Source organism: Parafrankia sp. EAN1pec (assembly GCF_000018005.1).
Classification (GTDB): Bacteria; Actinomycetota; Actinomycetes; order Frankiales; family Frankiaceae; genus Parafrankia; species Parafrankia soli.
In genome coordinates, this window is sequence record NC_009921.1 from 6,028,469 (window position 1) to 6,054,415 (window position 25,947).

General features: G+C 69.5%; 29 protein-coding genes and 3 pseudogenes. 13 read left to right on the top strand and 19 right to left on the bottom strand.

Annotation, left to right across the window (positions count from 1 at the left end):
* Window positions 1-29 precede the first annotated feature (29 nt).
* The 4 genes and pseudogenes from FRANEAN1_RS24630 to FRANEAN1_RS24640 all read left to right on the top strand — a co-directional run.
* Window positions 30-236 (top strand): annotated as a pseudogene (locus tag FRANEAN1_RS24630) (LuxR C-terminal-related transcriptional regulator); the annotation flags it as partial.
* A 664-nt stretch (window positions 237-900) separates the two neighbouring features.
* A complete protein-coding gene (locus tag FRANEAN1_RS39560) occupies window positions 901-1,524 on the top strand; it encodes a TenA family transcription regulator (RefSeq protein WP_020462509.1) in 624 nt (207 codons plus the stop codon).
* A 594-nt stretch (window positions 1,525-2,118) separates the two neighbouring features.
* Window positions 2,119-3,444, top strand: a complete 1,326-nt coding sequence (locus FRANEAN1_RS24635; protein ID WP_198145361.1) for a SpvB/TcaC N-terminal domain-containing protein — start codon at window positions 2,119-2,121, stop codon at window positions 3,442-3,444.
* On the top strand, window positions 3,404-5,266 hold the full coding sequence (locus FRANEAN1_RS24640) for a toxin TcdB middle/N-terminal domain-containing protein (protein WP_198145362.1): 1,863 nt from the start codon (window positions 3,404-3,406) through the stop codon (window positions 5,264-5,266). Before FRANEAN1_RS24635 ends, FRANEAN1_RS24640 begins: the two co-directional genes overlap by 41 nt.
* On the opposite strand, the gene FRANEAN1_RS24645 is transcribed toward FRANEAN1_RS24640, so the two are convergent.
* Window positions 5,263-8,064, bottom strand: coding sequence for a neuraminidase-like domain-containing protein (locus tag FRANEAN1_RS24645; protein WP_020462510.1), 2,802 nt, complete (start codon window positions 8,062-8,064; stop codon window positions 5,263-5,265). The two genes, FRANEAN1_RS24640 and FRANEAN1_RS24645, sit on opposite strands and share 4 nt — an antisense overlap.
* A gap of 210 nt (window positions 8,065-8,274) precedes the next feature.
* Between FRANEAN1_RS24645 and FRANEAN1_RS24650 the strand changes: the two genes are divergently transcribed.
* The 3 genes from FRANEAN1_RS24650 (at window position 8,275) to FRANEAN1_RS24660 (ending at window position 10,242) form a co-directional block, all read left to right on the top strand.
* Window positions 8,275-8,631, top strand: coding sequence for a nuclear transport factor 2 family protein (locus FRANEAN1_RS24650; protein WP_020462511.1), 357 nt, complete (start codon window positions 8,275-8,277; stop codon window positions 8,629-8,631).
* 268 nt (window positions 8,632-8,899) lie between these two features.
* On the top strand, window positions 8,900-9,721 hold the full coding sequence (locus tag FRANEAN1_RS24655) for an SAM-dependent methyltransferase (protein ID WP_049796010.1): 822 nt from the start codon (window positions 8,900-8,902) through the stop codon (window positions 9,719-9,721).
* Between the two features lie 305 nt (window positions 9,722-10,026).
* Window positions 10,027-10,242, top strand: coding sequence for a hypothetical protein (locus FRANEAN1_RS24660; protein WP_020462513.1), 216 nt, complete (start codon window positions 10,027-10,029; stop codon window positions 10,240-10,242).
* A gap of 194 nt (window positions 10,243-10,436) precedes the next feature.
* Here FRANEAN1_RS24660 and FRANEAN1_RS24665 read toward each other — a convergent pair whose 3' ends face one another.
* From FRANEAN1_RS24665 to FRANEAN1_RS24675, 4 genes are all read right to left on the bottom strand, one after another.
* A complete protein-coding gene (locus FRANEAN1_RS24665) occupies window positions 10,437-10,991 on the bottom strand; it encodes a hypothetical protein (protein WP_157472787.1) in 555 nt (184 codons plus the stop codon).
* A gap of 249 nt (window positions 10,992-11,240) precedes the next feature.
* Entirely contained in the window at window positions 11,241-11,501 is a 261-nt protein-coding gene (locus FRANEAN1_RS24670) for a hypothetical protein (RefSeq protein ID WP_041254762.1), read from the bottom strand.
* 15 nt (window positions 11,502-11,516) lie between these two features.
* The gene (locus FRANEAN1_RS41495; protein ID WP_157472788.1) at window positions 11,517-12,074 is read right to left on the bottom strand and encodes a hypothetical protein; all 558 of its coding nucleotides are present in this window, start codon (window positions 12,072-12,074) and stop codon (window positions 11,517-11,519) included.
* Entirely contained in the window at window positions 12,074-12,394 is a 321-nt protein-coding gene (locus FRANEAN1_RS24675) for a helix-turn-helix transcriptional regulator (protein ID WP_041254764.1), read from the bottom strand. The genes FRANEAN1_RS41495 and FRANEAN1_RS24675 overlap by 1 nt, the downstream gene beginning before the upstream one ends.
* 494 nt (window positions 12,395-12,888) lie before the next feature.
* Here FRANEAN1_RS24675 and FRANEAN1_RS24680 point away from each other — a divergent pair, with 494 nt between their 5' ends.
* A complete protein-coding gene (locus FRANEAN1_RS24680) occupies window positions 12,889-13,860 on the top strand; it encodes an NAD(P)-dependent alcohol dehydrogenase (RefSeq protein ID WP_020462516.1) in 972 nt (323 codons plus the stop codon).
* Between the two features lie 340 nt (window positions 13,861-14,200).
* Here FRANEAN1_RS24680 and FRANEAN1_RS24690 read toward each other — a convergent pair whose 3' ends face one another.
* Window positions 14,201-15,283 (bottom strand): cation diffusion facilitator family transporter, encoded by a 1,083-nt coding sequence (locus FRANEAN1_RS24690; RefSeq protein WP_347176748.1) that lies wholly within the window; start codon window positions 15,281-15,283, stop codon window positions 14,201-14,203.
* A gap of 152 nt (window positions 15,284-15,435) precedes the next feature.
* Entirely contained in the window at window positions 15,436-16,176 is a 741-nt protein-coding gene (locus tag FRANEAN1_RS24695) for a maleylpyruvate isomerase family mycothiol-dependent enzyme (RefSeq protein ID WP_020462518.1), read from the bottom strand.
* A 202-nt stretch (window positions 16,177-16,378) separates the two neighbouring features.
* Here FRANEAN1_RS24695 and FRANEAN1_RS44020 point away from each other — a divergent pair.
* The 3 genes and pseudogenes from FRANEAN1_RS44020 to FRANEAN1_RS41500 form a co-directional block, all read left to right on the top strand.
* A pseudogene (locus FRANEAN1_RS44020) lies at window positions 16,379-16,528 on the top strand (transcriptional regulator); the annotation flags it as partial.
* A 158-nt stretch (window positions 16,529-16,686) separates the two neighbouring features.
* A complete protein-coding gene (locus FRANEAN1_RS24705) occupies window positions 16,687-17,190 on the top strand; it encodes a hypothetical protein (RefSeq protein ID WP_157472789.1) in 504 nt (167 codons plus the stop codon).
* On the top strand, window positions 17,147-17,392 hold the full coding sequence (locus tag FRANEAN1_RS41500) for a hypothetical protein (protein WP_157472790.1): 246 nt from the start codon (window positions 17,147-17,149) through the stop codon (window positions 17,390-17,392). Before FRANEAN1_RS24705 ends, FRANEAN1_RS41500 begins: the two co-directional genes overlap by 44 nt.
* 207 nt (window positions 17,393-17,599) lie before the next feature.
* On the opposite strand, the gene FRANEAN1_RS24710 is transcribed toward FRANEAN1_RS41500, so the two are convergent.
* The 5 genes and pseudogenes from FRANEAN1_RS24710 to FRANEAN1_RS39575 all read right to left on the bottom strand — a co-directional run bounded on the left by FRANEAN1_RS24710 (window position 17,600) and on the right by FRANEAN1_RS39575 (window position 21,340).
* Window positions 17,600-18,196 carry a DUF4062 domain-containing protein gene (locus FRANEAN1_RS24710; RefSeq protein ID WP_347176749.1) on the bottom strand — a complete coding sequence of 199 codons (597 nt, stop codon included), beginning with the start codon at window positions 18,194-18,196 and terminating at the stop codon, window positions 17,600-17,602.
* 688 nt (window positions 18,197-18,884) lie between these two features.
* Window positions 18,885-19,325 (bottom strand): annotated as a pseudogene (locus FRANEAN1_RS39570) (DNA polymerase III subunit alpha); the annotation flags it as partial.
* Window positions 19,326-19,660: 335 nt separating this feature from the next.
* Window positions 19,661-20,089, bottom strand: a complete 429-nt coding sequence (locus FRANEAN1_RS24720) for a hypothetical protein (RefSeq protein WP_020462523.1) — start codon at window positions 20,087-20,089, stop codon at window positions 19,661-19,663.
* A gap of 104 nt (window positions 20,090-20,193) precedes the next feature.
* Window positions 20,194-20,709 carry a single-stranded DNA-binding protein gene (locus tag FRANEAN1_RS24725; protein WP_020462524.1) on the bottom strand — a complete coding sequence of 172 codons (516 nt, stop codon included), beginning with the start codon at window positions 20,707-20,709 and terminating at the stop codon, window positions 20,194-20,196.
* Between the two features lies 1 nt (window position 20,710).
* The gene (locus tag FRANEAN1_RS39575; protein WP_083788323.1) at window positions 20,711-21,340 is read right to left on the bottom strand and encodes an HNH endonuclease signature motif containing protein; all 630 of its coding nucleotides are present in this window, start codon (window positions 21,338-21,340) and stop codon (window positions 20,711-20,713) included.
* Window positions 21,341-21,588: 248 nt separating this feature from the next.
* Here FRANEAN1_RS39575 and FRANEAN1_RS24735 point away from each other — a divergent pair, with 248 nt between their 5' ends.
* The gene (locus tag FRANEAN1_RS24735) at window positions 21,589-21,966 is read left to right on the top strand and encodes a hypothetical protein (RefSeq protein ID WP_020462525.1); all 378 of its coding nucleotides are present in this window, start codon (window positions 21,589-21,591) and stop codon (window positions 21,964-21,966) included.
* Between the two features lie 103 nt (window positions 21,967-22,069).
* On the opposite strand, the gene FRANEAN1_RS24740 is transcribed toward FRANEAN1_RS24735, so the two are convergent.
* The 7 genes from FRANEAN1_RS24740 to FRANEAN1_RS44025 form a co-directional block, all read right to left on the bottom strand.
* Window positions 22,070-22,594, bottom strand: coding sequence for an HTH domain-containing protein (locus tag FRANEAN1_RS24740; protein WP_020462526.1), 525 nt, complete (start codon window positions 22,592-22,594; stop codon window positions 22,070-22,072).
* Between the two features lie 54 nt (window positions 22,595-22,648).
* The gene (locus FRANEAN1_RS37410; RefSeq protein WP_020462527.1) at window positions 22,649-23,086 is read right to left on the bottom strand and encodes an SLOG family protein; all 438 of its coding nucleotides are present in this window, start codon (window positions 23,084-23,086) and stop codon (window positions 22,649-22,651) included.
* Window positions 23,083-23,460, bottom strand: a complete 378-nt coding sequence (locus FRANEAN1_RS24750) for a hypothetical protein (RefSeq protein WP_041254768.1) — start codon at window positions 23,458-23,460, stop codon at window positions 23,083-23,085. The genes FRANEAN1_RS37410 and FRANEAN1_RS24750 overlap by 4 nt, the downstream gene beginning before the upstream one ends.
* Window positions 23,457-23,666 carry a hypothetical protein gene (locus tag FRANEAN1_RS24755; RefSeq protein WP_041254769.1) on the bottom strand — a complete coding sequence of 70 codons (210 nt, stop codon included), beginning with the start codon at window positions 23,664-23,666 and terminating at the stop codon, window positions 23,457-23,459. Before FRANEAN1_RS24755 ends, FRANEAN1_RS24750 begins: the two co-directional genes overlap by 4 nt.
* 2 nt (window positions 23,667-23,668) lie before the next feature.
* A complete protein-coding gene (locus FRANEAN1_RS24760) occupies window positions 23,669-24,025 on the bottom strand; it encodes a hypothetical protein (RefSeq protein ID WP_020462529.1) in 357 nt (118 codons plus the stop codon).
* 213 nt (window positions 24,026-24,238) lie between these two features.
* Window positions 24,239-24,448: a hypothetical protein gene (locus tag FRANEAN1_RS24765; protein ID WP_041254771.1), complete on the bottom strand. Its 210-nt coding sequence runs from the start codon at window positions 24,446-24,448 to the stop codon at window positions 24,239-24,241.
* A 328-nt stretch (window positions 24,449-24,776) separates the two neighbouring features.
* Complete coding sequence (locus FRANEAN1_RS44025) at window positions 24,777-25,511, bottom strand: hypothetical protein (protein ID WP_020462530.1); 735 nt, start codon at window positions 25,509-25,511, stop codon at window positions 24,777-24,779.
* A gap of 74 nt (window positions 25,512-25,585) precedes the next feature.
* Here FRANEAN1_RS44025 and FRANEAN1_RS44030 point away from each other — a divergent pair, with 74 nt between their 5' ends.
* Window positions 25,586-25,927, top strand: a complete 342-nt coding sequence (locus FRANEAN1_RS44030; RefSeq protein ID WP_041254773.1) for a hypothetical protein — start codon at window positions 25,586-25,588, stop codon at window positions 25,925-25,927.
* Window positions 25,928-25,947: the final 20 nt, after the last annotated feature.

Consider the following 25,947-nt stretch of genomic DNA (forward strand, 5'->3'; position numbering starts at 1 on the left):
CCCACCGGTCCGGTCTACCGCGGGCCGAGCGCGAACACGAGGTGCTGCTCCTACTGGGACGGGGCCTGTCCAACGCGGAGATCTCCGCCCGGCTGCACGTCGGCGAGGCAACGGCCAAGACTCACGTCAAACGGATCCTGGACAAACTCGGGCTACGTGACCGCATGCAGGCGGTGGTGTTCGCGTTCGATCACGGTCTGGTGAGGCCGGGCCAGGGTCCAGTTCCCGGGACCTGACGTCCGACCCGGCGGTGTGACGGGACTCCAGCCGCCCACGCCGCCCGCCACGACTCGAACCCAGCCGACTCGAACACACCCTGGCCCGGCCGCCGGTGCCAGTGTCGGAGTTCGCCCCCATGACACGGCCGTGCCGCTGGCGCCAGCGGCATGGCCGCCGAGCGGCATAACTCAATATCAACAAGAGTGGGAGACCAACCCGCGATCACACCTCGTCGAGGCGCGAAAGATCTGGACTAACGTAGCAAAGTCAATCTTTCCCTGACACCGACAACACGGAGCGTGCGCTGAGCCCCGTATGGCTTTCTGCGGCGACGATGGAGATGCCCTGGTAGACCGCGTGCCGACTGATGCCAGGCAATTCAAAGTGGACACCGAGAGTGACCCACCGGGCCCGAGGGCGAGCGGCTCAACCTGAACAAGCGACCTCTGGCACTCCCCGAGAAAACCACTCGAAGCTAAATCTAAAATTTTGTTGCGCCACCAATTACCCAACAAAAGCCCATAAAACACCGCCACGCCGCCGCGCCACCACAAACCTCAGATAAGATTAATGCGATGATTCCATTAAAGTTAAGGCGATTATTCGAAACAATTCGACCAAAGAAATTCTATTCTATAAGTCTATCGCTACCCGACTCAAATTTCGGCACGGACGGGGAAAATGATCGAGATCCTAGAGGGTGATTTCGGGCCACTCTGGCAGCGCGTCGTCAAGCATCCGTTTATAACTGCCGTCGCCGACGGTTCCCTAAGTAGAGAAGCGGCGGATCGCTGGCTCGTAGAGGATCACTACTTTATCCTTTGCTTCCGCAGATTTCTGGGAGGACTCGTCCTCAACTGCCAAGATCCAGCCGCAACAGACCTGCTATGCGATGGATTTGCACCTCTACGCTTTGAGCTTAGCCTGTTCCGGAACGCGGCGAAGGAAAGAGGGGTGGATCTGACGCGACGACCAAGCCCTTCGACGGTCAGTTGGTCCTCGTACCTCTTAAGCTCCCTTCAGGACGGATACACGACCGCACTGACCGTGCTGTATGCAGCCGAAAGAGTCTATCTGGAGGCGTGGCGGTCCGTTCACCCCTGGGCAGATCGAAGTACACCTTTTTGGCCGTTTATTGAAAACTGGTCATCGGAACCCTTCAAAATGTGGGTTGATGCCCTGGGGATGCTTGTCAGAATTAACCATCTTGATCCTCCAACTCGGATGATGAAAAATACTTTTGAGTGCGTCCTCCGCTACGAGTTGCAGTTCATGAACGGCCTGTTTGTGGGTGATTCATGGTAGGAAGGATCGCCGTGTTCGCTCGACAGCAGCCTGCGCCGCTCCACGACGCGGTGTTAATGCAGGCTCGCTAGGCCGCGGGCGAGTCTAGGATGAGGCTGTCTTATCTGGCGAGTACCCCGAAGATCAGATTGCGCGTATGGTCCAGCGCCGGGCAGCCTGCTCCTCCACCCGGGCTAGCTCAGCACGTAGGGTGGCGGATAATTCCGCGCATGGCACGATTCGGACCACCGAACCGCCGACACGCAGTCCGGCGAGACCAGCGAGTGGTCATGGTCCTCACGCCGAAGATTGAGACCATGACCGACTACCCGCGCGACGTGGTGGTGCTGACGCAGGCGTACCTGGCGGAGGCCCACGCCGCGGCCGGCGGGACACTTCCCGTGCGTACGTCGAACATGCGCGGGCAGGGCTCACTACCGGTGTTCAGTCACCGAGGGCGTTGCGCTGATGCAGCAGGCCGGCGATTCGTTCCAGTTCCGCACTCATGTAGACGATCTTTCCGCGGGGCCGGTAGCGGAAGTCTGGGTACGGCCTAGCCTGCACACGAGCTGGCACCGGCGGGTGTGGCGGCCGAGGGTCGAGTCGGGCGCACCGGTGGGGGACGCGGCGCAGGCACCGGACAAGCTGCTCGCACTGCCCCAGGGCGGTGGCGCAATCCGCGGCCTCGGCGAGACGTTCACCCCGGATCTCCATACTGGGACGGGCAACCTGACGGTGCCGCTCGCTGTTCCGGCCGGCCGCAACGGGCTGGAGCCCACGCTCGGGCTGGCCTACAGCACTGGCAACGGCAACGGTCCCTGCGGGCTCGGCTGGACGCTGAGCCTGCCCGAGATATCCCGCCGGACTTCCCGCGGCGTTCCCACCTATGACGATGACGTCGATACCTTCATCCTGTCCGGCAGCGAGGATCTGGTGCCGGTCGCGGACCCCACCGACGGTGTAACCCGGTACCGGCCGCGCACCGAGGGGCTGTTCGCCTGGAACGTCCATATCCGGCGGCCTGCCCGCCAGCAGGACTACTGGGAGGTCACGACCAGGGACGGAAGGGTCAGCCGATACGGTGTCCGCCGGCCGGCGGACGCTGACCCGTCCTGGCGCGACCCCGCGGTGACCGCCGACCCCGACGCGCCGGCGCGGGTCTTTTCGTGGATGCTGACCGAGACCCGGGACCCGCTCGGAAATGTGATCGTCTACGAGTACGGCGCGGACGCGGGCGAGTCTGGGGGCCGTCGGTGGCGGCTGCCGGTGCCGCGGGCGATCCGTTACGCCGACCACCCCGGGCCCGACGGCGCACTCCGCTTCCTCGCAGAGGTCACGTTGGAGGACGAGGTTCGGGATGACCCGTTCTCGTCGTTCACCGCCGGGTTCGAGATCAGGACGAGTCGGCGCGTACGGGAGATCACGACCGCCGTGCGTGACGGGGACCGGCACCCGGTCCGACGCTACGAACTGGGGTACGAGTCCGACCCGCACACCCGCGTGTCACTGCTGACCAGCCTGGCGGTGGTCGGCTTCGATGACGACGGCGGCGAGCACCGCGACCTGCCGCCCCTATCGTTCCGCTACAGCCGGCTCGACCTGGTCGACCGCCGGTTCCGGCCGGTCACCGGCGTCGAACCGCCTCCGAACGCGCTGTCCGAGCCGGACTGCGAACTGGTCGACCTCACCGGCGACGGGCTGCCCGACGTGCTGCGGCTCGACGCCGCCCCCCGCTACTGGCGCAATCTGGGCGGCGGACGGTTCGACCGGCCGCGGCCGATGATGGGCGCGCCAGCCGGGCTCACCCTGCGCGATCCGGGGGTGCGGCTGCTGGACGCCGATGGTGACGGGCGGGCCGCCCCCGCTGACCTTTACCGACCCTCGGGTGCGGTGGGCGGACATGACCGGCGATGGGCTGACCGATCTCGTGTTCGTCCATGAAGGCAGGGTCGAGTACTGGCCGAATCTCGGCCGCGGCCGCTTCGGCGGACGGCGCCGGATGGCCGGCGGCCCGCGGCTGCCGGCGGGCTACGACCAGACCCGGTTGCTGCTCGGTGACGTGGGCGGCGACGGCCTCGCCGATCTTGTCCACGTTGATCGCGACAGCGTCAGCGTGTGGTTCAACCAGAGCGGCAACGGCTGGAGCGAGCCGGTGACGGTGTCCGGGGTTCCGGCCGCCGGCTGGGACGTCCGGGTCGTCGACCTGCTCGGCACGGGTACCGGCGGCGTGCTGTGCGGCCGCCGGGCCGGGCCGTCCGGTTCCCCGTCGATGTACTTCCTCGACCTGACCGGCGAGGTGAAACCGCGACTGCTCACCGAGGTCGACAACCACCGCAGCGCGATCACCCGCGTGGAGTACCGGACCTCGACGTCGTACGCGGTCGCGGACAGCCCCCGCTCACACACCCGGTGGCGCGCCCCGCTTCCCTTCGCGGTGCCCGTCGTGTCTCGGGTCGAGACCATCGACCAGATCTCCGGCGGCCGGCTCACCAGCACCTACTCCTACCGGCACGGCTACTGGGACGGTGCCGAGCGGGAGTTCCGCGGCTTCGGCCGGGTCGACCACACCGACAGCGAGACGCATCACCAGAGCCGGGGCGTCGACCAGCGTGCCGGCGCGCCGCCGGGCTCCGTCGAGGAGGCGTCGTTCTCACCGCCGACGCTGACCCGCACATGGTTCCATCTCGGGCCGGTGGACACCGACACTGACGACCGGTGGGCCGAACTCGATCTGTCGGCCGAGTACTGGGCGGGCGATCCGAACGTGCTCGGCCACCGTGACCGCGTCGACGACTTCCTGCGAGGGCTGCGCGACCCCGCCGGCCGGGTCGATCGGACCGCCCGCCGCGACGCGTTGCGCGCCATGCGCGGCCGGGTACTGCGCACCGAGGTCTACGCGCTGGACACCACCGAGCGGCGCGACCGGCCGTACACGGTCACCGAACACGCCTACCAGCCGCGGCAGGAGCCGTCCGCGGGCGCCACCGGACGACCGCCGGTGTTCAGCGCGTTCGAGGTCGCCGCACGCACCACCGAGTGGGAACGCGGCCTCGACCCGATGACCAGCTTCACCTTCACCGGCGACCACGACGCCCACGGCCAGCCTCGCCGGCGGACCACCGCCGCGCCGCCGCGCCGCGCGACCCGCCGCCAGCCGGTCACGGTGGCGCCCACCCGCGCCGGAGCGGGCCGCGTGGTGTGGCCGGACGAGACGAGGGTGCTGGCCACCCATACCCGGACCAGCTATGCCGAGCCCGACGAGGACGTTCGCATCCACGACCGCGTCGCGCGGACGCGCACCTTCGAGCTGGTCAACCCGCCCGCCGTCGACCACGACGGCGGCGACGGCGGCACCGCCGCGCTGCTGGCCGAGCAGACGCGGATCGCCGAGGCCGTCCGGGACGTCTTCGACGCGTTGGCCACGGCCGACGAGCGACATCGGGGTGGCGAAGGTCAGCACCCCGGTCTCGCGGAACCGCTGGAACTCGAACGGTGCGAGATCCGCCAGGGAGAACGTCTGGCTCAGGTTCAGCTTTCGCCGGTCGTTGTCGAAGGCGAACTGGGCGAGCTGCTCGATGTCCTGCAGCAGCCGGGCCGAACCGGTGAGCCCACGCCGGTCCGGTACCGACGCCGCGCCGGCGGGGGCGCCCCCGCCGGCGGGCCGCGGCACGGTCGCGGTGTCCTCGGTCGGCGTCCAGTAGTCGTTCTGGACGTAGTTGGGGGACGCCTGCTGGCGCTCGAAGGAAAGCTGGCTCTGGGCTAGCAGCGCCGTGCCGGTGGCCTGCTGGAGGAAGTGTTCCCCAGGACGCCGCTCATCCATTCGTAGAGCTCGGCACTGGTGAACTTGCGGGTCAGGAAGTCGGTCACCGACTGGGCCTCGAACGCCTGGAGGCCGGCGATCCGGGCCTCCTGTCCGACGATGGCCTCGTGGTCGAGCGCGAGCAGGATCGCCTCCTGCGCGACCAGGCCGTCCTGGGTGGCCGTCGCGAGCTGGAGCTCCCACTCGTCCTGGCGGCGTTCCTGGCTGGCGCGCAGCGTGTTCAGCGCGATGTCCTGCTCGGTGCGGTTGAGGCTCGTCGCGTTCACGGCCCGGCCCACGGCAAGCCCGCCAACCGTCGACGCGGCGGCCGCACCCGGGATGGAGGAGACGGAGGCGACAGCCTGCGCCGCCGTGATGGCCGCGTCCAGTCCCACCATCCAGTCACGGTAGACCCGGGCCTCGTCGTAGTCCCGGACGAGGCTGCGCTCCCATTCGTTCGGGCCGTCGTCGATCCACTGCTGGAACGTGGTCGCGCGTACGTCGCTGGCGGCCTTCTGCCGGCGGGCAAGCTCGGTGCCCTTCTGGGCCTCGCTGACCCGCAACGACTGGAGGGCCTCGCCGGCCCGAGCGACGTCCAGATCCAGGCCGGCGGTCAACCGGCCGTAGGCCTCGGCGTCGCGCTTCTCCAGCGCGCTCAGGTAGGACGCCTCCACCTGGGCGGCGGTGGCGGCAAGCTGCCGGGCTCGCTCCAGCAACACCGTGAAGTGGTACGGCGTGGGTCGCGGTGGGTTCAGCGCGGGGATGACCAGCTGACCGCCAGCGCCGATATAGGGCATGCCGGCCGACGTCGACGCGGCCGCGTCCGGAGGCTCGACCGGACGGCGCAGGCCGGCGATGTTACGGCCCTGCCGAAGCTTGCGGAGCTGGTTGTCAACCCGGGTGAGTAACGCGGTCAGCACGGGGCTCGGGACCGCCACGCCCAGGCCCGGGCCCGCGAGGTTCGCCAGCTCCGGCGCGCGCAGCAGCGACCGCGCCGTCAGGTACAACGACCGGGCCCTGGCCCGGGACTCGCCGGTGTCCCGGGTGAACTCGAAGTCCCCGTATTCCAGGAAGCAGCGCGCGATCGAGGTGAAGGTGTACCGCGTGTAGGGATTGGACCACTGACCGGCCAGGGCGTGCGGATTGACCTCGTCGCGCAGCCAGTGGATGCCACGCGACAGGGCGTCCGGCGCGTTCCCTTCCTGCTGAAGCCCGTAGTAGATCTTGCGTTCGTCCGAGGGTACGAAGAAGTCGGGCAGGTCAGTCTGGTCGAAGGCGTAGATCGTGCGGTACCAGTCGAGCGCGGCCACGTAGTCGCCGCCACGTTGCAGGTTCTGCGCCACCAGCAGCGGCACATAGTAGAAGAGCTCCTGCAGGTAGTTCGGAAGTCCCGGGTGTCCGACCGCAAGGGTGATCAGCACACGCGCGGACAGGTCGCGGATGCGGGCCAGGTCAGCCGCGGTCGGACGGTCGGTGTACCCGAACGCCAGCAGGCCGTCGCGCAGGCCCTCGTCGCCGGCGGTGTAGGGCAGGGGCCGGATCGGGAAGTTCACCAGCGTCGGCCGGATCGTCGCCAGGAACTCGTTTGCCGCGGTCAGCACGATGTCGCGACGTGGCCGCTGCTGGCCGCGCAGCGCGGTGACCAGCGTTCGGAAGGGGGGCGTGGGGCGGGCCGTCTCGGGGACCGCGGCGCTGGTGTCGCGGACCGAGGGGGCGAGCAGGTCCTGGGGATAGGTGAACAGGAACAGGGCCGCGCGCCAGGAGTCGTAGCCCCCCATCCACGCCCATTCCTCGTCGAGACTGGCCGCGCCGCCCGGCTCGATGGTCCAGGCCAGCGCCGGGTGCGCCGACGGCAGTCGGCCGGACCGCAGGCCGAGGAACAGCAACTGCACCGTCTCGATTGCCTGGTCCACACGGGTCGTCAGTTCCGTGCCGCCGCCGCTGAAGTCGACCAGCAGCAGTTCGGTCAGCCGGTCAGCCTCCTCGGCCGGTCCGGTCGTGCCGAGCAGCGAGATCAGGCCGTCCCGGCACCGGGGCAGCGCCGCCTGCTCGACCTCGCTGACCGCCGTCCGCAGGGCTTCGCGGACCGCGCTCTCCTGGTCCATCCGCGCCTGCAGGCGGTCCAGCCAATCCGCCCGCTCGACGGCGCTGGCGCGCCACGCAACCGGCGACCACGGCCCGGTCGACAGCACGAAGTGCTCCGGCGTCAGCGCGATCGCGGCCTCTGCTGCGAGCCAGTCCGCCCTCCGCTGGCGCTTACGCACCTGCGTGAGCAGGTGGTCGAGTTCCCGCCACTCGTCGTCGGTGACGATGCCGGTGGCGGCCATCTCACGCAGCCGCACCAGCCGCGCCAGCTCCGCCGGGAGCAGATGGAGCGCGTCCAGTTCGGCATCAATCGAGCTCGCGCGCCGACGCCGCTGGTCGAGCTCCGTCAGCTCGCTGAGGGGTGCGCCCACGACGTCGGCGACGACCCTGTCGAATACGTCGGCCGGGGCAGCCCCGCCGAGTGCCGCCCGGCTGGCGCGGACGGCTGCGAAGGTGGCGTCGACCCACTGCCGGCGGGCGGTCCACAGGTCGAACGCCGGATCACCGGCCACCCGGTTACGCAGGTCGGCCGCGACCAGCAGGTCGGGATCGATCACCAGTGGCGTGGTGGCCCCCGGGGGGGCTGGATGGTCCGCCGCCGCCCACAGCCGGCGCTGCCGGGCCTCCCGCCAGCGCGCGAGCAGCGGCGGTGCAACAGCGACGAGGCGCGCCGACACGATGCCTCGCCGGGGCGCGGGACACAAGGCGCGGTTCCACAGGCTCCGGCGGCGGTCGCCAATCCCTGGTCACGCCACAAACGAAAGGCGCTCCTCCGGGGCCGCAACGGGATCCGGATCTCCTCAATCCCTAGCCCTGATCGTCCGAGCTTCCTTGGACGCGGTCGGCGGCGACGCACCCAGCAACGAATCCGAGAGTGAGGACCGACAGTGGACGACTTCGAAACCCTGGCCCTGAGCTACATCACGGCGTGGAACGAGACCGACCCCTCCACACGGAGGGCAGTCGTGGAGAAGGTCCTGGCTCCCGACGCCCGCTACGTCAATCCGATCGCCGCAGCCGAGGGCCACGACGCCATCGACACGACGATCATCGCGGTGCAGGGCCAGTTCCCCGGCCTGACGATGACCCCGCCCGGACCAGTCGACGCCCACCACGCCCAAGCCCGCTTCACCTGGGGCCTCGGGTCGGCCGGCGCCGAACCTCTCGTCGTTGGGTTCGACGTGATCGAATGTGGCGCAGACGGCCGCATCACCCAGGTGCTCGGCTTCCTCGACAAGGCTTGATCTTTAACCTGTGCGGCGTGGTCGCGGGGTCGTGGACTTCTTCGTCTGCCGCCGGGTTCGGCCGGGGGCAGCAGACGCGACCAGGCCGCAGGCACACGGGCGGCGGCGCTGCCGGTCAGTTGCGTTGCGCGGAGGGACAGCACGGCGAAGCCAGCTGATCTGTGTGCAGACCGTGCCTGGCCGGATATGGTCTGACTGGTTCACCTTGCGCCTCTACTCGCCGCTTTAGGATGCCGTGTCCCATCAGAACCCGCGCTACCCGCCCTCGGTGCCGCTCGTCGTTGATGCCCTCGGACGGGTGACGCCCGCCGACATCGACATCACCAAGCCGAGCGTCGCCCGCGTCTACGACGCCCTGCTCGGAGGCAAGGACAACTTCCCGGCGGACCGGGCCATCGCCGACACGCTGATGGCGCTCACCCCGAACGGGGCGCAGGTGCCGCTCTACAACCGGGCGGTGCTCGGCCGGGGCGTGCGCTCCATGGCGAACGCGGGTATCCGACAGTTCGTCGACCTCGGGTCCGGGCTGCCGACGGTGCAGAACACCCATCAGGTGGCGCAGGCGATCGCCCCGGAGTCCACGGTGGTCTACGTCGACAACGATCCGATCGTCCTGGCGCACGGGCGGGCGCTGCTGGCGGAGAACGACCGGACCACGGTCATCACTGCCGACATGCGGGAGCCGAATTCCGTGCTCGCCAATCCGGATCTTCTGACTTTGATCGATTTCGACCAGCCGGTCGGACTTCTGCTGGTGGCGATCATCCACCACCTCAACGATAACGAGGACCCGGGTGGCCTGGTCCGGCGGTACGTCGACGCCCTGCCCTCGGGCAGCTACGTCTTCCTCACCCACTTCGTCGACGGCGGGGCCGAGACCGCGGAGATCGAGAAGGTCATGCTCGGAGACCTCGGCACGGGCCGCTTCCGCTCCTTCGAGGAGATCAGAACGTATTTCGACGGTTTGGAGCTGCTGGAGCCGGGTGTCGTGTACAACCCGTTGTGGCGGCCCGACCCCGGCGACGACGTGCCGGACCCGCTCACCCTTGCCGCTAAGATCATCGGCGCGGGGATGGGACGCAAGGTCTGACAGGGGCTGACGCCCCTGTGTTATCAAGGACGACCTCGGTCGCCGTACACGACACGACGATCGACCTGGCAGTGAACCGCCCCGGCAGCGCGGCGGAACTTGGCCGGTCATATCGAGGCGGCCGCTGGCCGGCATCAGTCCTGCCTGAACGGATCGCTTGCCCTTGCCCAGCGCTGCTGTCGATCCGCCGCAGGGACCACAACGGTGCTGCTACCCACCTTTCACCGCGCCATCGTCAGCTTCCCCGTAGCGTCGACAGAGCCTCCGAACGAGGGACGATTTACCCGCAACGAAGGGCGCCAACGATGGCGGACGTATCGGTACGACTGCAGGCCGGGGCAGACACAGAAATCGTTTTGAACCTGTCCGTCCTCCAGGCGATCCGGCTGGTCGAGGCCATCGCGAGCAGGGCCGCGGACATGATGTCCGAGCCCGGACGGGCACAGGCCGACCCACGTTGGCTGGTGCCGCACACCAGTCCGCAGACGTCAGCCGCGGCACCACTCCGGCCGGGCCAGTGAAGCGACAAGGTTCTGCGACTTCACTCGCCAGCGTGGAGCCATCGGCTACCCCTCGTCAGCGCCAACGGCGTGGACCAGTGGCTTGTCGGCACCTGGGGGAAGTCGCGCTGGCGCATCCAGCCCTGGCGCCTCCGAGCGCCGACGACGAACGGTCACCACCCCGATTGACTCATGGACGTCGCCGAGTTCGGGAGTCAGCGAGGGCCATCCGCCGGCGGCGCGAACAGACGCAGCAGGCGTGCTTGTTTCGGCTCGACCGTCAGCAGCTCGCTGGTCACCCGCGGGAAGATCTCTGCCGCCTCCCATTGCGCGGCCCGCACGCTCGCCGGACCTTTGATCTTGAGGCCTCGGGCGCGGAGATCGCCGAGTACCCGCTGAGCGTCGAACAGGTAGACCGCCGTGATGATCCAGGGTCGGGATCCACCGCGTGACGACACCGCCGGCGAGACCGGACCGGTGAAGACCAGGTAGTAGTCCAGCGCGGCCGACTCGGTGACGTCGAGCAGGTTTTCCCGCTTGGGGTACCACTTCACGTTCACGGTCCGCCCCTGCAGCGGGCCGGAGGTGAAACGGCCGTCAATCGCGGCAGCCCTCGCCGACCGCTCGAGCTCCACCCCGAAGACGCGCGCCGCGATCCACTCACTGAGGTGCCCGGCCGTCACCGGTCGGTCGATGACGGCGGCGATCTGGGCGTCGAGGGCGTTGCGCTGCTGCAGCAGCCCGGCGATCTGTTCCAGGTCCGCGCTCATGTAGACGATCTCCTCATAGGGCTGGAATCGGGCGGTCGAGGCGACCGCCGGTCTGCACTCAAACTGGACACCCGGCGGGCCGTAGAGGCCGGGGTGAGTCGGCGCTGGGGCCGTAGTGGCTGCGTGGAAGGATCGTGACCCGTAATCGATGACGGCGAGTGTGGCGTGAGCTGGTGTGCGCGGCCCGCGCACGGATCGGTGCCGGCAGACAGTCCGCTGCCGGGCGACCGGTCCTTCGTGGACGGCGACCTACGTCTGCCGACCCGTGTCGAGCACGGCCGCGAGCATCATCATCTCGTCCTCTGAGGCACTCCCGTCCGAGCCCCGCGGTCGGGGCGCTGCCGGCCCATCACCAGACGCCGGCGCCACCTGGCCGTCCGGGCCGTTCCCGCGGAACGCCTGCAGTAGTCCAACGGCGCGCTGGTAGGTGCGCTCCGGCCCGATCAGGATGATGACGAGCAGCACGAGCAGGGCTACAAGGAGCCAGGTGGGCGCACTCAGCAGGCTCACCGCTACACGTCACCCTCAGAGGAGGCCGTTCATGGCAGTCACGGCGCGCACGATCCTGCCTGGCGGTCGCAAGCCTTTCCGACTGCTCGACCGGGCCACAGTGGCCTTCTCCAGACTGCAGACCAGGCGAGCGGCCTCCTCATGACACTCCGCGACGACTCGGACGAGGTCCTGGCCGAGGTCGTGGGCACGAATGAGGTCGGAGCCGCGGGCGAGATCGCGGGCACCGACGAGGAGGCCGGCAAGGCCGCCTGCTCGGTCGAGCTTTCTGGCGCAGGCAAGGCCTAGGCTGCGGGCGTCGTCGGCAGCCTGTGTGAGGCGGCAGGCTAGATCGTCGGCGAGGGTGCTCACATCGTCGAGGTTGCCTACGCTGTAGCCAATGTGACCGTTAGGGCGCTTGAGGTCGCGATCAAGGACTGGATCCCGGACTCGGTCAAGATCGAAAGCCAGGGTGAGGGCGCGAGCAAGGCTACTGGCACGATCGCTGATACCGGCAATTTCCACGGCGAATGCGCGGACGCTCACGGCGTCGACGTGATGGGTATCGCTGGTGAGGGCTGCCGGGTGACTCATCAGGCTTCACTCCCGGCAGTGCGAGGCCGTAGGCCACCAGGAATCCGGTTGATCGAGCTATGCGCGTGCGCGAGCGCGTAGCGGGCGCGCTCGACCCCGTCCTTGCTGAGCTGGTAGTAGCGTCGCCGTGGGCGCCCCTGCTTGCTGGGATCGATGTCCTCCCAGGTGCTGGTCAGCCAGCCAGCGGTCTCCAGGCGAGCGAGGATCGGGTGGATCGTGCCCGTCGCCAGCCCGGCCTCCTGGCTGAGCTCGAGCCCGTACATCGGCTGTGTCGGGCGCTCGAGGAGCGCGCGGAGGACGAGCTGCGTCGGCAGCGTCATCTTCGGTCCGGATCGTGCCATAGGTGAACTCTAGCTAGCCCCCTAGCTAGAGTTCGCACCACCCCCATCGGACCATCGCCCGTCGACTGCGTCCGTGTGCCGGGAAGCCGCCCGAAGCCAGGCCACAGTGAGTCATGATCGAAACATGCCAATGGATCCGCCCTGCTTCCGCATGGCCAGCCACGCGGCGGCCCGGCGGGTGCCCGCGTGAGCGGGTTGAGGACTGTGCGGCGCGTGGTCTCGGTGGCGCCCCTCCCCCGGATGGTGCTGCTTCCCCGTAGGGGCGAGGACCTGCCGGACGACTGCGTGCGGACGATCCCGCCCTGGCGGTGGCCGTTCGGCAGAGGGTGCCGCGGGTGCGTCAGCGCGCGGGCTGGAGTCGGCATTCCTCTCCTTGCTCCGATCCACGGGGCAAGCGGGCGATCCCGGCCGGGCCGAGACCCACGTCCTGCCGGTGAGGTAGACGGTGGGCGCGCCAGAGGGGTCGGCGGCGGATGAGGGCTGCGGTGCATGCCAGGTACGGCCCACCGGAGGTTGTGGGAATTCAGGAGGTCGACAAGCCCACGGCCGGCGTCGGTGAGGTGCTGGTCAAGGTGCATGCGGCGACGGTGAACCGCACCGACTGTGGCTACCGGGCCGCCAGACCGTTTATCGTGCGGTTCTTCGCGGGGCTGGCCAGGCCGAAGGCGATGATCCTCGGGAACGAGTTCGCCGGGGTGGTCGAGGCCGTCGGCACCGATGTCACCACCTTCCTGGTCGGGGACGGCGTCTTCGGCTACAACGAGGGTCCCTTCGGAGCCCACGCGGAGTACTTGGCCGTCCGTGCCGACGGCCTGCTCGCGCACGTACCGGCGGGGGTGGCCTTCGAGCAGGCCGCCGCTGCCACCGAGGGCGCGCACTACGCCCTGTCGTTCATCACCAAGATCCCGGCCTGGGACGGGGCGCGGATCCTGGTCAACGGGGCGACTGGGGCCATCGGTTCGGCGGCGGTCCAGCTCCTGAAGTGCCGCGGCGCCCAGGTGACCGCGGTATGCGGCCCGGACGGCGTCGACCAGGTGCGAGAGCTGGGCGCCGACCGGGTCATCGACCGCACGACGTGCGACTTCACCAGGGACGAGCATGTCTACGACGCCGTCTTCGACGCGGTCGGCAAGAGCTCGTTCGGCCGGTGCAGACGGCTGCTGCGTCCCGGCGGGGTGTACTCCTCGACCGAGCCCGGCCGGTTCGCGCAGAACCTGGTGCTGGCGATGCTCACCCCGCTGCTGCGTGGCAGGAAGGTGCTGTTCCCGCTCCCGTCGATCGACAGGAAGACGGTGGAATACATCCGGGACCTGCTCGCTTCGGGACGGTTCCGGCCGCTTCTCGACCGGCGGTACCCGCTGGAGCAGATCGTGGAGGCCTACCGGTACGTCGAGTCCGGGCAGAAGATCGGCAACGTTGTGATCGCGGTCCGGCCCTCGGAATGAGGCCCCCTGCCGCGGGGATCCTCAGCCGCCGGCGGACCTCGCGACGTCGAGCGCGCGGTCGAGGTAGACCTGTCCCATATGGCCCTGGCCGGCGGCGCGGTTACCTCTCGAATTGCACCAACCGGACCGCCCACGGTTCACCAGGACCCGGCGGCCGTCGGCCAAGTGGAGCTGTTCAACCTCGCAGCGGAACACCTTCTGGGCGATCCGGCGCCGCTCGGTCTCGATGTCACCGTAGGCGGTAGAGATCGCGTGGAGTTGGCGAGTAGGCACTGGTCCGGAGGTCTTGTTGGCGAGCGTTGACTGGGCCGTCGCCGTGGCTAGTTGACGATTTTCGTGGTTAAGGGACCGTCGTTGGATTGTGGTGGTGGGCGGGGCTGATGTGGATGGTGGCGGCGGACAGGCGGCGGATGTGGCGCAGCAGGTGGGCCTCGGCGGCATGGGCGAGGTCGTGGGCTGCGGCCAGGGTCAGGTGCGCATCGACGGTGACGTCGGCTTCGGCGCGCAGGGTGTGACCGATCCAGCGCAGCCGTAGTTCGCGGACGGTTTCGATGCCGTCGGTGTGCAGAAGTGTCCTGGTGGCTTCGGCGACGAGGGCGGGGTCGACAGCGTCCATAAGCCGGGCGCCGACGACGCGGGCGGCGGAGCGCAGGACCCCGAGGATCGCCAGGGTGATCGCCAGGCCGATGACGGGGTCGGCCCACCGCCAGCCGGCCGCGACGCCGGCGGCGCCGAACAGGACCGCGAGGCTGGTGAAGCCGTCGGTGCGGGCGTGCAGCCCGTCGGCGACGAGGGCGGCGGAGCCGATCTGGTGGCCGACGCGGATGCGGTAGCGGGCGACGGTCTCGTTGCCGAGGAAGCCGACGAGCCCTGCCGCGGCGACCGCGGTCAGATGGTTGATGGGCTGGGGGTGGAGCAGGCGGTCGATCGCGGCCCAGGCAGCGACCAGACTCGACAGGCTGATCATCACGAGGACGGCGAGGCCGGCGAGGTCTTCGGCGCGGCCGTAGCCGTAGGTGAACCGGGCGGTGGCCGGGCGGCGTGCGACGGTGAAGGCGAGTAGCAGCGGGACGGCGGTGAGCGCGTCGGCGATGTTGTGCAGGGTGTCGCCTAGCAGTGCCACCGATCCGGACAGCGCCACCACGACGGCTTGGAGGGCGGCGGTCAGGCCGAGACCGGCCAGGCTGATCAGCAGGGCGCGGCGGCCGGCGGTGTCGGCTTCCACCACGCCGTCGATCTGGTCCGCCGGGTCGTGGCTGTGTCCTCCGAGCATGCCCGACAGGCTGTGACGAAGCCGCGCCCACCATCCGTTCGTGTGGCGGTCATGCCCGCCTTCGTGCGCGTGCCCGCCAGGAGGATGGCCGTGCTGGTGAGCATGGCCGTGGCCGTGCATGGGGCGCTCATGCTCGTGGCCGCTGTTCACGGTCCAGGACGATAGACGAAAACGATCAATGCGGCGTGGTGGCATCTGCCAGCAGGTCGCACCCGCATTCGTGGTGCATGACGCGCGCCGCTGACGAACCTGGCTGCGCTACTGGCTGAGCCCCGCGGCCACCACAGCGTGCTGTCGAATGGTCAGAAGTTGGTGTTCGCGAGCCAGTTTGTCCAGCGCTCCTGCTCGCCGAGGACCTCCAGCCGGCCGTCACCGCCAGGGATCCGGCGCAGCAGCGCGAGCAGCAGGTCGGCGGCTGTGCCACGCACCGCTACGTCGCCCTTCTCATGAGCGTGCTCCCAACCGATCCCGTCCGCGCCGCCGCGGATCGCCCACTCCCCTTCGATGCCGAGGCCCTCGTCGGTGGCGTGCAGGTGGACAGTGGCCCCGTCCGGAAGAATCGCGGCCCCGGGCCGCGCGGCGAGCAGGCAGAGCCACTCCGAGATCCCGTCGGCGGCGAACGCGGCCTCAAGCGGGTGCCCGACGCCCAGCGCGAGCGCGGCGTCCACGCGGTGGATCATCGCCTCGTGCATCCGCCGCCGGACCCACCAGCGCGCCGGCCGCGGGCCGGTGAACGTCCATACCGGCACGTCCGGATCGACGGCGACGGCCTCCAGCAGCAGCTGCGGGCTCTCCTGAAGCCAGGCGAGCGCGCCGCCGCGGTCCGCCGGCGGCTTGCCGCCCTCGATCGTGCGCGGGTCGAGAACCTCGGTGGCCCGGGTCCGAACCATCGCGGCCGCCCACCGGTCAAAGCGCCCGACGTGGCGCATGAGCTGGGTCAGATCCCAGCCCGGGCAGGTCGGGACAGGTCTTGACAGGTCGGCCTCGCCGAGCAGATCGGTGAGGAGCCGGTTCTGCGCCAGCAGGCCAGCGGCGTAGTCCACAGCCGGACCATAACGTCCTCAAGCTGCCGAGACGAGCGGTCAGCCGCCTCGGGCCGCGACAAGCGCGCCGCGGTTGCCCTTCGTCGCCTCGCTGTGCGGGATCGCGGGGACGAGCGGGAAGGCTCCTCGACGGCTTAGCGTCAGCTGCTGCCGGTAGGAAGCGGAGCAGGCGCCGCAGGCCGTGATCCATCTCAAAACGGGCGGGCTGACCCGGCCGACCGTCAGCCACCACCTGAAAGTCCCTTTCGACGCCGGCCTGATCAGCCGGGGCAGACGTGGTGTCTGGGCCTACTACCAGCCAGCGCCCGGCGCCTTGGATGAGCTGGCCGCAGTGTTCGGCCCGGCGCGGTAGGGACGATCCTCACGTGGATGTCGGTGCCGCTGGCTGATCGCGGGGTGCGGTCAAGTGTCGGACGGCCGCGACGGATGGTGATACCGACGCTGCGGGCACAGCCGCCGAGGTCGGTTCCGGGGATACAGCGACGGGTGCGACTATGAGTGGCCTGCCTGATGTCCGACACACGCCGCGGGACCTGCTGCCGATGCGACGCTCCGGTCCATGAGCGGTACGAGGGCCGCAGCGGGGCGCGTCGTTTCGGCTCCACCAGCGCGGCACACATGCCTGGCCACGCCCCTGCTGACGGCTACCTGCCCGACCCGGTGTGGGACGAGCGCCCGGCCGCCCCCCTGGCGCACCTGCTCACCCGGCACGGCGTGCGCACCCAGGTGGACCTGGTGAGCAACTGGCAGCTCGACCCGGGGCACCGCAGCGCCCTCCTGGCGTCCGCCGAGCGACGCACCCGCAGGGACGGCGTGGGCCCGGGTTGGTACGTCACCCGCCGCGGCGCGACCGAGCCCGAGGCCGGGCCGATCCGCCTCAAGGGCGACGCCTGCGAAGCTCTGCTGGGCCTACCAGTCGATGCCGAGGAGATCCTGCCGCTCTCGCCGACCTCGCATCGGAGGAGGACTGATGTGCGCCGATGTCACCACCCGTCCGGGGTGCTCCGGCCTTGATGTCGCCGAGGTCACCCCCGGCTACTGGACCTGGGGCTGCCTCCTGCACGCCGGCCGCGGCGCCGAGTGCTTCTCGAGCCGCGAGAGCGCTGAGCGGGATACCTACTGCTCCGGACATGACCACCCCGACTGGGCCGGGGCTCGGGCCCGTGTCCGGTGGGCGATGGCCGGGTGGGCGTGCTGGGGCTACGCGCCCCGGTAGGCATCCACTGGGGCAGCGAGCTGGTGCAGGACCCGCCGGGCCGCCTCGGCATCGCAGTGGAGGCGGCTACCCGCACACCTGGTGAGATCCGCGGCGGGCTCAGCGATAGGTAGATAGATTAGAAACGCGGCGATGATCCCGGGGGTAAATCGCCCCCGGGTAGTGGCGGTCTATCCTGCGAGATTGGCGCCGTCGAACGTCCTCACTCTACGGCCAGCCTATGGCGTCAGAAATGCCTGACGCGATCTCCGGAGCCCAATCCTTCAGACCATTCGCGTCACACACCGGGCCGATGCCCGGAGGGTCCTGCCGGGCGCGCTTCCTCGCGGCGCGTTTCGGCGGGCGGGACCGCCAGCCCTCCAGCGCGATCCGCGCCAGCCGATGCAGTTCCTCGTCGTCGACGAACCAGCCGCGCAGCCCGTCCTGCCGTGCTCGTTCACGGAACGCCTGTTGACGACCGTCGATCGACTCGGTCTCGAGGGTTCTGACGAACACGATCCGGTCGAGGCCGGCCTTCTGCGCGGCGGCGTACTCCAGCTCGAGGTAGGACCGGGACGGCAGGTCGACGACCTGGGAGCCGTACTCACGGCCGATGAGCCCCAGGTATACGTCGCACGCGCCGACCTGCCGGCGGCGCTCCTCGGCCGGAGGGTCTTTGTGCCCGGTCGAGCCCGAAGGAGCGGCCACTCGGCAACCCGAATCGCGCACCGCGGCGTACGCGGCGGCGGCGAACGATCGCGGCCGGGGCGACAGCTCGAGTTCCTCCGCACAGCTCACGAACACGACTGGGGAGACCCTACCCATGATCATCATCATAGTGCGGAGGCGGCGAAATGGGGAGAGCGTGTCGCGCGGCCGACGTACAGCCGACCGTCGTCCGCGGGGGCGCCGCGCCCGGGATCAGCGGGAGCGCGCGGCGGAATCGGCCAGAACCGGCCGATTGTCCCGTCGGCCAGCGGGAGGACAGGAGAGTCCGTCCAGGGGCCCTCTCCGTTCCTGATTCCAGCCATCTTGGACAGCACCCAGCAGCGCTGCTCGACCGCGACCCCGTAATGCTGTCCGGCCGGATCACGGTAGATCTCGCCACGCTGGAACCGCGTCGCCCTTTGCACCCGGAGGCGGTCCCTGCGACGGCAGTTCGGGACCAGATTCGAGTCTCTGTGGACATCGTGTGGATTCAGCGACCCCAACCATGCAGGCAACGACCTAAACACGCAGGTAGTCGACATGATCAGCCCACATTAGCGAAGATCACGCAGATCTACGCGGTACCAGCCAGATCCAGCGGATGGTCATGTCTCAAACGCTGCTCAGGGGCGAGAGAGTCCGTGTTTCGCCTGGTAACAGCACGATCTCCCTCGCGCCGATGATGGCACGGCGACCCGGCACCTGGGCAGGCCCGTCGATCACGCAACTGTTGCCGACGCAGTCGACCGCCTTCAGCCATGATGAACAACCATGGCAAAACGCCGCCCTGACCCGGGGCGGTTCACACTGAGGTCAGCAGTGCGGCCATGTACTCGGCCGGGAAGTTGGCCTTCAGGTAGGCGGTCCAGAACGCCACCACGCCGTAGCCGGCGGTGTGGGACTTGTTGAACCTGTAGCCGGAGAACGGCACCAGCACGTCCCACAGGGCCTGCGCGGCCTCGGCCGAGTAGCCCCGCCCGGTCATGCCGGCGGTGAACTCCGCGTGGTGAGCGTCCAGCACGTCCTTCTTCTTCTTGCCCATCGCCCGGCGCAGCAGGTCCGCGCGGCCCAGGCTGTACCCGGCCAGCTCCCGGGCGATGGTCATCACCTGCTCCTGGTAGACCACCAGGTGGTACGTCGCGCCGAGGATGTCCTCCAACGGTCCATCCAGCTCGGGATGGACCGGCACGACCGGCTTGCGGCCGTTCTTGCGGTCGGCGTACTCGATGTGGGATTTCGCGGCCAGCGCCTCGTCGTCGTACTCCCACCGCTCGCCGTCCCAGGCGACGCGCCGGGTCGGCCAGTCGCTGCGCCTCGGCCCATTCCGGCCCTGGTCGAACTGGGCGGCCTCGCCCCACTGCCCCTCGGGCAGGCTGGTCAGATCGCCCTGGAGCTGGTCGGCGGCCCCCTCCGGCGTGCGGCCGAGCCCCAGAGCGCCCCACCGGGCCTGGCCGTTGGTCGTCGCGATGCCGGGCAGCCACAAGCGGTGGGAGAAATAGTGGGTCGGCTCGTGGCCTTCCTGCGGGCTACCTGCCCCCACCGAGAGGGCGGCGAGCTCGTCGAGTGCGGCGCGGGAGTCCGTCACGTCTCCGCCCGCCGCGCCCGCGGGCTCATCGACGGCAGGAACGGGCTCGCACCTGACGTGGGCTGCCCGGTCAGCCGGGCGATCTCTCCGTGGTCGTAGGGGTCGCAATGCGGGTTGTGGGTGCAGATGGTCGTGGAGCCGCTGTGCGCGACCGGCCTGGAGACGGCCCGGCCGTCCGCAGTCCTCAGATGCTGGCGCAGCAGCGGCGTGCCGAAGCTGGACGGCATCGCCTCGGTCACCCCGGTGACCTCGCCCGAGTCGTCCATCCAGTGGACGGCCCAGTCGCCGGGCGCGAGCTCGGTGTTGGGGACGAACGGATGGCCGAACGCGTCGCTGAGCTGCTCGGTCTCTTCGCCGGGCGCTCCGTGGCGCCGAAGCACGCGGATGGCGCGCGGGTCGTCGGTGACGTCGTCAGGGCGGGCCATCACCGCTCCCTGTGCGTGAGTGTGGGCATGGCGGTCTCCTTCTGGTCAGAGGGGTGAACCAGGGGGCCGCCGCCGGCAAGGCTGTCACGGCCCCCTGGCGCGGACTACCTAGAACGGCGGCTCGTCGGCGTAGCCGCCCGCGGGCTGGGACCACGGGTCGTCGACCGCGCCACCCTGACCGGAGCCGGAGCCGGAGCCGCCGCCGGCCTGGCCTGCCTGCTGCTGGCCGCCGCGCCCATTCGAGCCGCCCTGGCCGCGTTCGGTCTTCGTGACCTTGGTGGTGGCGTACCGAGCGAGGGGCCGATCTCGTCGACCTCCAGCTCGATGACGGTGCGCTTCTCCCCTTCCTTGGTCTCGAACGAGCGCTGCTTCAGCCGGCCCTGCGCGATCACCCGGGTGCCCTTGGTCAGCGACTCGGCGACATTCTCGGCGGCCTGCCGCCAGATTGAGCAGCGCAGGAACAGCGCCTGCCCGTCCTTCCACTCGTTCGCCTGCTTGTCGTAGATGCGCGGGGTGGAGGCGATGGTGAAGCTGGCGACCGCGGCGCCGTTCGGGGTGAAACGCAGCTCAGGGTCGCTTGCGAGCTGGCCAATAACAGTCAGAATCGGTTCTCCGGTCATGTCACGCAACCTTTCTCGGCGGTCGACCTACTGGGCGTCGAGGAAGTCCAAGTTCGTCAAATGATCGGTAAAGGCGCGGAAGGCTTACTCCAAGGTGATCCCTAATCCGTGCCGCTCCCCACCCGAGTTCGTAGAGATGCTTAACCTCTTCGGGGTCGATCGGTCGGAGGACCCTGGGGCCCGGGCTCCTTCGCGCACTGGATGCACGCATGCACTGTCGACAAAAGCGGTTTCCACTCGGGCCGATGTAGGTGTTTTCCTTGCTGTACGGATGGCCAGCGCGACACACGACCTTGGCCGCGTTTCCATTATGGCTTCGATTGAGGTTTTCCCCAGGGGTAACTGCTTCGAGGTGCGCAGGATTGCAGCACAGACAGTGAGGGCAACGGCCCGGAGGGCAGCCGGTTCCATTGTGGCAGGTGTGATCGATATGTAGGCCGCGTGGAATCGTCCCATTCACCTGTTCGTATGCCCAGCGGTGCGCGAGGACCGACGCGTCTTTACTCGGACGAAAGACACCGTATCCTGAATTCATCTTCCCGCCGGTCCACGGCCAACACGCGCCGGGGCCCCCAGATTTATCGACATGGCGGCTGAATCGTTGACTTGCTGGAGTAGCAGTCCTCGCCATTCTTATGCCGTCGCCCTACGGATCCGAGACACCCGCCGCTGCTTGGATGCGGGCGAGCCCGCCCGCCGGCCGGCCGGTGCAACCGACCTGCGCGCATCCCCGCAGGCCACAGGGCTGTGTCGTACGGGAGGTACGAGCGGGCGCGCGGGCCCCTGGGGATGGCAGGATCGCCGCACGAACATCCGCGACGCATCGCCACCGGCCGTTCGCGCCCTACCCGCAGTTACTCCCGAAGGGATGTCCCCGCCGTGCCTGAGAAGACTCCCCACCGCAGCATCGAGTCCTGGGCACGCGAGCTGCCCGTCAGCTTCGTCGAATGCCGCACCATGGGGCACCGCTGGCAGCCCCACACCGCCACCTGGGACCGCGAGGCCCGCGCCTACCACGTCATCCATGCCTGCGACCGCTGCGACACCCATCGAAAAGCCTGGTGGACCCGCAACGGCGCGGTCACTTCCGCCGGCTACGACTACCCCGAGGGCTACCTCACCCGCGACGTGGGCTACATCGGCGCCGACGGCCGCGGTGTCCTGCGCACCGAGTACCTCGCCCGGATGTTCGATGCCAAGCCGCCGCGGCGCGCGGGCAGTGCTGGCGCCGGCGGGGAGGCCGCTGCCGCATCCTGAGAGTGTCCGCTCGTCGCCATCGGGCCACAGGCTGACCTCGATGTTCACGCGACCCTTGGACAGGACGAAGAGCCAGGCGGTGGGTCGCAGCGGATAGGGCGTTTCATGCCGCTGCCTCGCGGATCAGGGCCACATGTCGCTGGACGGTGCGCGAGCTGATACTCAGGCGTCGAGCGATCTCCCGAGCCGAAGGTCCCTTGCCGTGTAGCCGCCGGATCGCATGGTGTCGCTCAGCGATGCTCATGCGCTCCGGCGGCTCGCCAGCAATGGCCCGCTCGACGGCGACTTCGTCGATGTCGCTCTCTCCGCGCCAACAGGCAAGGCAGTAGACAGTCCCGTTAACACGGGTACGCAGCTCGTGCCCGGCGTGCTCGTCGAGGTACTCCTCGCGGGTCAGTCGCAAGCCGCGCTCGTACTCCCTGCGGCACTTACGGCAGCGCCTCTTCCCCTGCGACCTGGTGTAGCCGTGCTCGGCATACGAGTGGTTGCGTCGGCAGTGGGTTCGTGCGACGTCGTCGAGGGTCCGCCAGGTGCGCCCGCGCCTGATCTTGCGGATCGCTTCGCCCGAGACCTGGTACTGGGCGGCCAGGTCGCCCTTGCGCGCACCCGCGGCAAGCTGCTGCGGCAAGCTGCTTCCGAATCTCCACCACCTGGGCAGGCGTGAGCTTGGCAGCGGGACGGCTCACGCTGCCCACCGCTCCCACACCTCGATGCCAGCCGGCCCTCGCCAGCTCCATGCAGCCGTAGGTGCCATGCGTGGCGTGCCCGTCGGGCAGAGCAGCACGCCGCCGAGTCCGCGGCACGGCCCCGGCTTGTCGCAGGGCACGCAGTACGCGATGCACCCGTCGGCGCCGAGGCTGACCATGTGGGCGTTGCGCAGGTGCCCGGCACGCGGGCCGTTGATCCGCCACATCGTCGGGGAGACTGGGTACTTCTTCTCAACGACCTCGGGAGTGCGCTCGCACCAGGCTCGGACGTGCCGGTCGGCGCCGGCCGCGTCGCCGTGGACGAGGGTGAGCTTCTGGCCGCGGGTCCGGGCGAGGTGGCGGACCTTCTCCAGGTCCCGCCACACGGCCTGGTGCTCGCGCCAGACGCGGACGCCGGTGCACAGGAGCCTCACAGCACCCACCGGACCTGGCTGCGACGGACGATCAGGCCGCAGGTGGCGTAGGGCAGCAGGACAACGATCATGCGACTGTCCGGCGAAGTCCGGCGGTCACAGTGCTCCACCCACCAGCCACGGCCGGCGGCGTCCTCGGCGAGCACCTCGACGACGTGCGAGCCCCAGCCGGAGCTCCACACCTGCTCGCCCGCCGAGCGGTAGCCGATGCCTAACTGCCGGTGCGCCGCGTCGTCGGTGATCTCGATGGCGACAATGTGGCCGACCGGCAGCGAGTAGGGGCCGGGGGCGCGTGGGGACGCCAGCCACTCGCTGCGACGGACGGGCTCCCGACGCCGCGTCACGCCGGTGGGGACGCTCAGGTCAGCGGTCATGACGCACGCGCACGCGGGAACGCGGCCTGGGCCCGGTTGCTTGTCGCCACCTTGGCGCAGAACCTGGCGTACCGCGTGTCGTGGGCGGGCTCGTCGTGCAGCTCCACGAGGTAGTGGGCCCACTCCCGATCAACCTGATGGGGAGGGTCGTCCGCCAGGGTCACGGTGCCGTGGGAGAACTCGTCCAGGGGCGGGATCTCGCTCATTGTCAGCGCCTCTTCTCGCCGACCCGCGACCACGGGCTCGGCGTCACGTCCCAGTCGAGGCGCGGGTGGCCCCGTCCGCGGCGCTCGGCGTCCGCGTCCTGCGCAGTGGGCTGCCGCCAGTCGTCGTAGCCGATGTCGCGGACCACCCGCTCGAACGGAACGGAGTCCGTGTCGGCGGCGAGCTTCGCCCACCTCGTTTCAGCGTCTCCGGGCCCCCACGCCTCGCCGCCTTCGACCTCGTCCGCGAAGATTTCGACGGGGAAGGCGTGGTTCTCGATCTCCGGACGGTGCTCGCGGACCCACGTCGGGCTCAGGGTCGTGTAGTGGATGCCGTGCTGGCGGGTCACAGGGAAGCTCATGCCGCAGCCCTCTGTGGCATGGCGCCCGCCTTCCGGATGAGCGTGAGCATGTGCCTGGTAGTTCGAGTCCTCCGGCGTCGTGACCCAGGCACATCAGCCGGGGCTCGAAGACCGCGGCGCCGACGACGGCGGAGAGGTTCGTGCGGCCGACGACCGCGGACACGAGCACCTCGCCCGGGGCGAGGCAGCGACCGAAGGTGCAGACGTCGTCGTTCACGCGGCATCACTTCGTCGAGCAGTGGTTTCCAGGGCGGCAAGCGCCTGCGCGAAGTTGTCCCACGGCCTGATCCGACGCCGGCAGCGGATCAGTTCCTCTCCCGTGACCGTCCTGTCGAGCGCCTGGCTGATGCGATCGTCGAGGAAGTCCCGGTAGGCCCGGATCACACGGTCGGGATCAAACCTCGACACGTCGACGATCTCCATGATCCTGGCGCCCCACGATCCTGGTGCCCCACCAGATCGAAAGCTCGGGCTCCTCGTCGGTTTCCAGCCTGACGTACCGACGGATCTCGCCGCCGACGGTGACGTCCAAGATTCTGATCAGGTTGACGGGACAACTCCCCCTGCCGTCCGCCATGGGACGCACCGGGCCTCGGGCGAGCAGCGCCAGGGCTCCCGGCTCAGCCTTCACCTTCCGTGCAAGGTTCTCGGCGGAGACGAGCGGCCACTTCGCCGCAGGTCTCCGCGTCGTCGTCGACGAGGACGTGCACTCCGGGCACCCATTCCAACGGCGCATTGACGGCTGAACTCTTCATCGATTCCTCCACGCGGCGTCCTTCGCCGCCTTCTCGGCCACCGCCTGGCGGATTTCGGCGGCACGGGTGCGGCAGTTCTCAGCCCAGGCGGACGCCTCGGAACTGAGGCCCGTCGCCTCCCACTTGATCGCCTCGACGTCATCGCGCAGCGCGGGCAGGTAGGGCAGGACGTAACCCGGGACGGTGGCCAGGTCGCCCAGGGCGGCCAGCGCACGGGCGGAGGCGGTGGCCTTGGCCTGCGCGCCGATCCCGCCGAGCAGCACCCGGTTGTCGATCACGCGCGTGACTGCCCAGTTGCCGCGCCCGGAGCGGGCCAGACGCAGCCCTGCCACATCCTTGATCTCACGCGCCGCTTCCGGGGCGGACTCGACGGGCTCCCGCCAGTGGGCGAACTTCCCGTTAACGCTGTCGACGCGCCCGGCGAGGCTTTCCCGGGCGAGCTGGCAGCGGCGCGGCTCGTCGGCACCGCCGCCCGTTCGTATGTCCACGGTGGTGCTCCACGCGGCGATCTCGCGCAGCGCGTGGCAGGCCCAGCACGCCTCGATGTTGGTGGCGTGCCCGGCGGTGAGGGTCGAGGCCGGGTAACGCTCCTGGTAGGTGCGCCGGGTTCCGGCGTCATCCTGGCCGATCTGGAGTCCGTCCTCCGGCAGCGGCGGCCGGCGGGCACGATTGCGGTCACCCGTCCGCCGGGCCGCACCAGCGACCAGGCGAGGTCGACGTGGTCGATCCACGCGGTGGCCGCGCCGGACAAGGCGAAGGGCGGGTTCATCACCACGGCGTCGAATAGCCGGGCCTGAACCTGGACGTGGCGTCGGGCGACGTCCTCGAAGCGCTCGGCCTGGACGGTCACCAGGCCGCTGCCGTCGTCGATCGCCTCGGCGCGCTCGATGTTGGGCTCCACGGCGACCACCTCGACGGCCGGGTTGACGCGCCGGACGGCCCGCACCAGCGCGCCGTCACCCGCCGAAGGCTCGAGCACCCGCGCGTGGACCGAGAGGCCCGGGATGACCGTGTACGCCTCGACGACGAGCTGGGCAAGGGTGTCGGGGGTGGCGAAGTAGCCCTCGACCCGGCGCTGAGCCTTCGGCAGGGCCGGCGCCTGTGCGGTCCAGCCGGCCGGCGAGGCGAACGGTGGTGCCGTCAATGACGGCCGCGGCGAGGGCGGAC

Coding starts and splice junctions, on each gene's coding strand:
- FRANEAN1_RS39560 (WP_020462509.1), top strand. CDS start 901: ATGATCGAGATCCTAGAGGGTGATTTCGGGCCACTCTGGCAGCGCGTC.
- FRANEAN1_RS24640 (WP_198145362.1), top strand. CDS start 3,404: ATGACCGGCGATGGGCTGACCGATCTCGTGTTCGTCCATGAAGGCAGG.
- FRANEAN1_RS24660 (WP_020462513.1), top strand. CDS start 10,027: ATGGCGGACGTATCGGTACGACTGCAGGCCGGGGCAGACACAGAAATC.
- FRANEAN1_RS24665 (WP_157472787.1), bottom strand. CDS start 10,991: ATGAGCGCGGACCTGGAACAGATCGCCGGGCTGCTGCAGCAGCGCAAC.
- FRANEAN1_RS41495 (WP_157472788.1), bottom strand. CDS start 12,074: ATGAGTCACCCGGCAGCCCTCACCAGCGATACCCATCACGTCGACGCC.
- FRANEAN1_RS24675 (WP_041254764.1), bottom strand. CDS start 12,394: ATGACGCTGCCGACGCAGCTCGTCCTCCGCGCGCTCCTCGAGCGCCCG.
- FRANEAN1_RS24680 (WP_020462516.1), top strand. CDS start 12,889: ATGAGGGCTGCGGTGCATGCCAGGTACGGCCCACCGGAGGTTGTGGGA.
- FRANEAN1_RS24705 (WP_157472789.1), top strand. CDS start 16,687: ATGTCCGACACACGCCGCGGGACCTGCTGCCGATGCGACGCTCCGGTC.
- FRANEAN1_RS41500 (WP_157472790.1), top strand. CDS start 17,147: ATGTGCGCCGATGTCACCACCCGTCCGGGGTGCTCCGGCCTTGATGTC.
- FRANEAN1_RS24710 (WP_347176749.1), bottom strand. CDS start 18,196: ATGGGTAGGGTCTCCCCAGTCGTGTTCGTGAGCTGTGCGGAGGAACTC.
- FRANEAN1_RS24720 (WP_020462523.1), bottom strand. CDS start 20,089: ATGGCCCGCCCTGACGACGTCACCGACGACCCGCGCGCCATCCGCGTG.
- FRANEAN1_RS24725 (WP_020462524.1), bottom strand. CDS start 20,709: ATGACCGGAGAACCGATTCTGACTGTTATTGGCCAGCTCGCAAGCGAC.
- FRANEAN1_RS39575 (WP_083788323.1), bottom strand. CDS start 21,340: ATGGCGAGGACTGCTACTCCAGCAAGTCAACGATTCAGCCGCCATGTC.
- FRANEAN1_RS24750 (WP_041254768.1), bottom strand. CDS start 23,460: ATGACCGCTGACCTGAGCGTCCCCACCGGCGTGACGCGGCGTCGGGAG.
- FRANEAN1_RS24755 (WP_041254769.1), bottom strand. CDS start 23,666: ATGAGCGAGATCCCGCCCCTGGACGAGTTCTCCCACGGCACCGTGACC.
- FRANEAN1_RS24760 (WP_020462529.1), bottom strand. CDS start 24,025: ATGAGCTTCCCTGTGACCCGCCAGCACGGCATCCACTACACGACCCTG.
- FRANEAN1_RS24765 (WP_041254771.1), bottom strand. CDS start 24,448: ATGGAGATCGTCGACGTGTCGAGGTTTGATCCCGACCGTGTGATCCGG.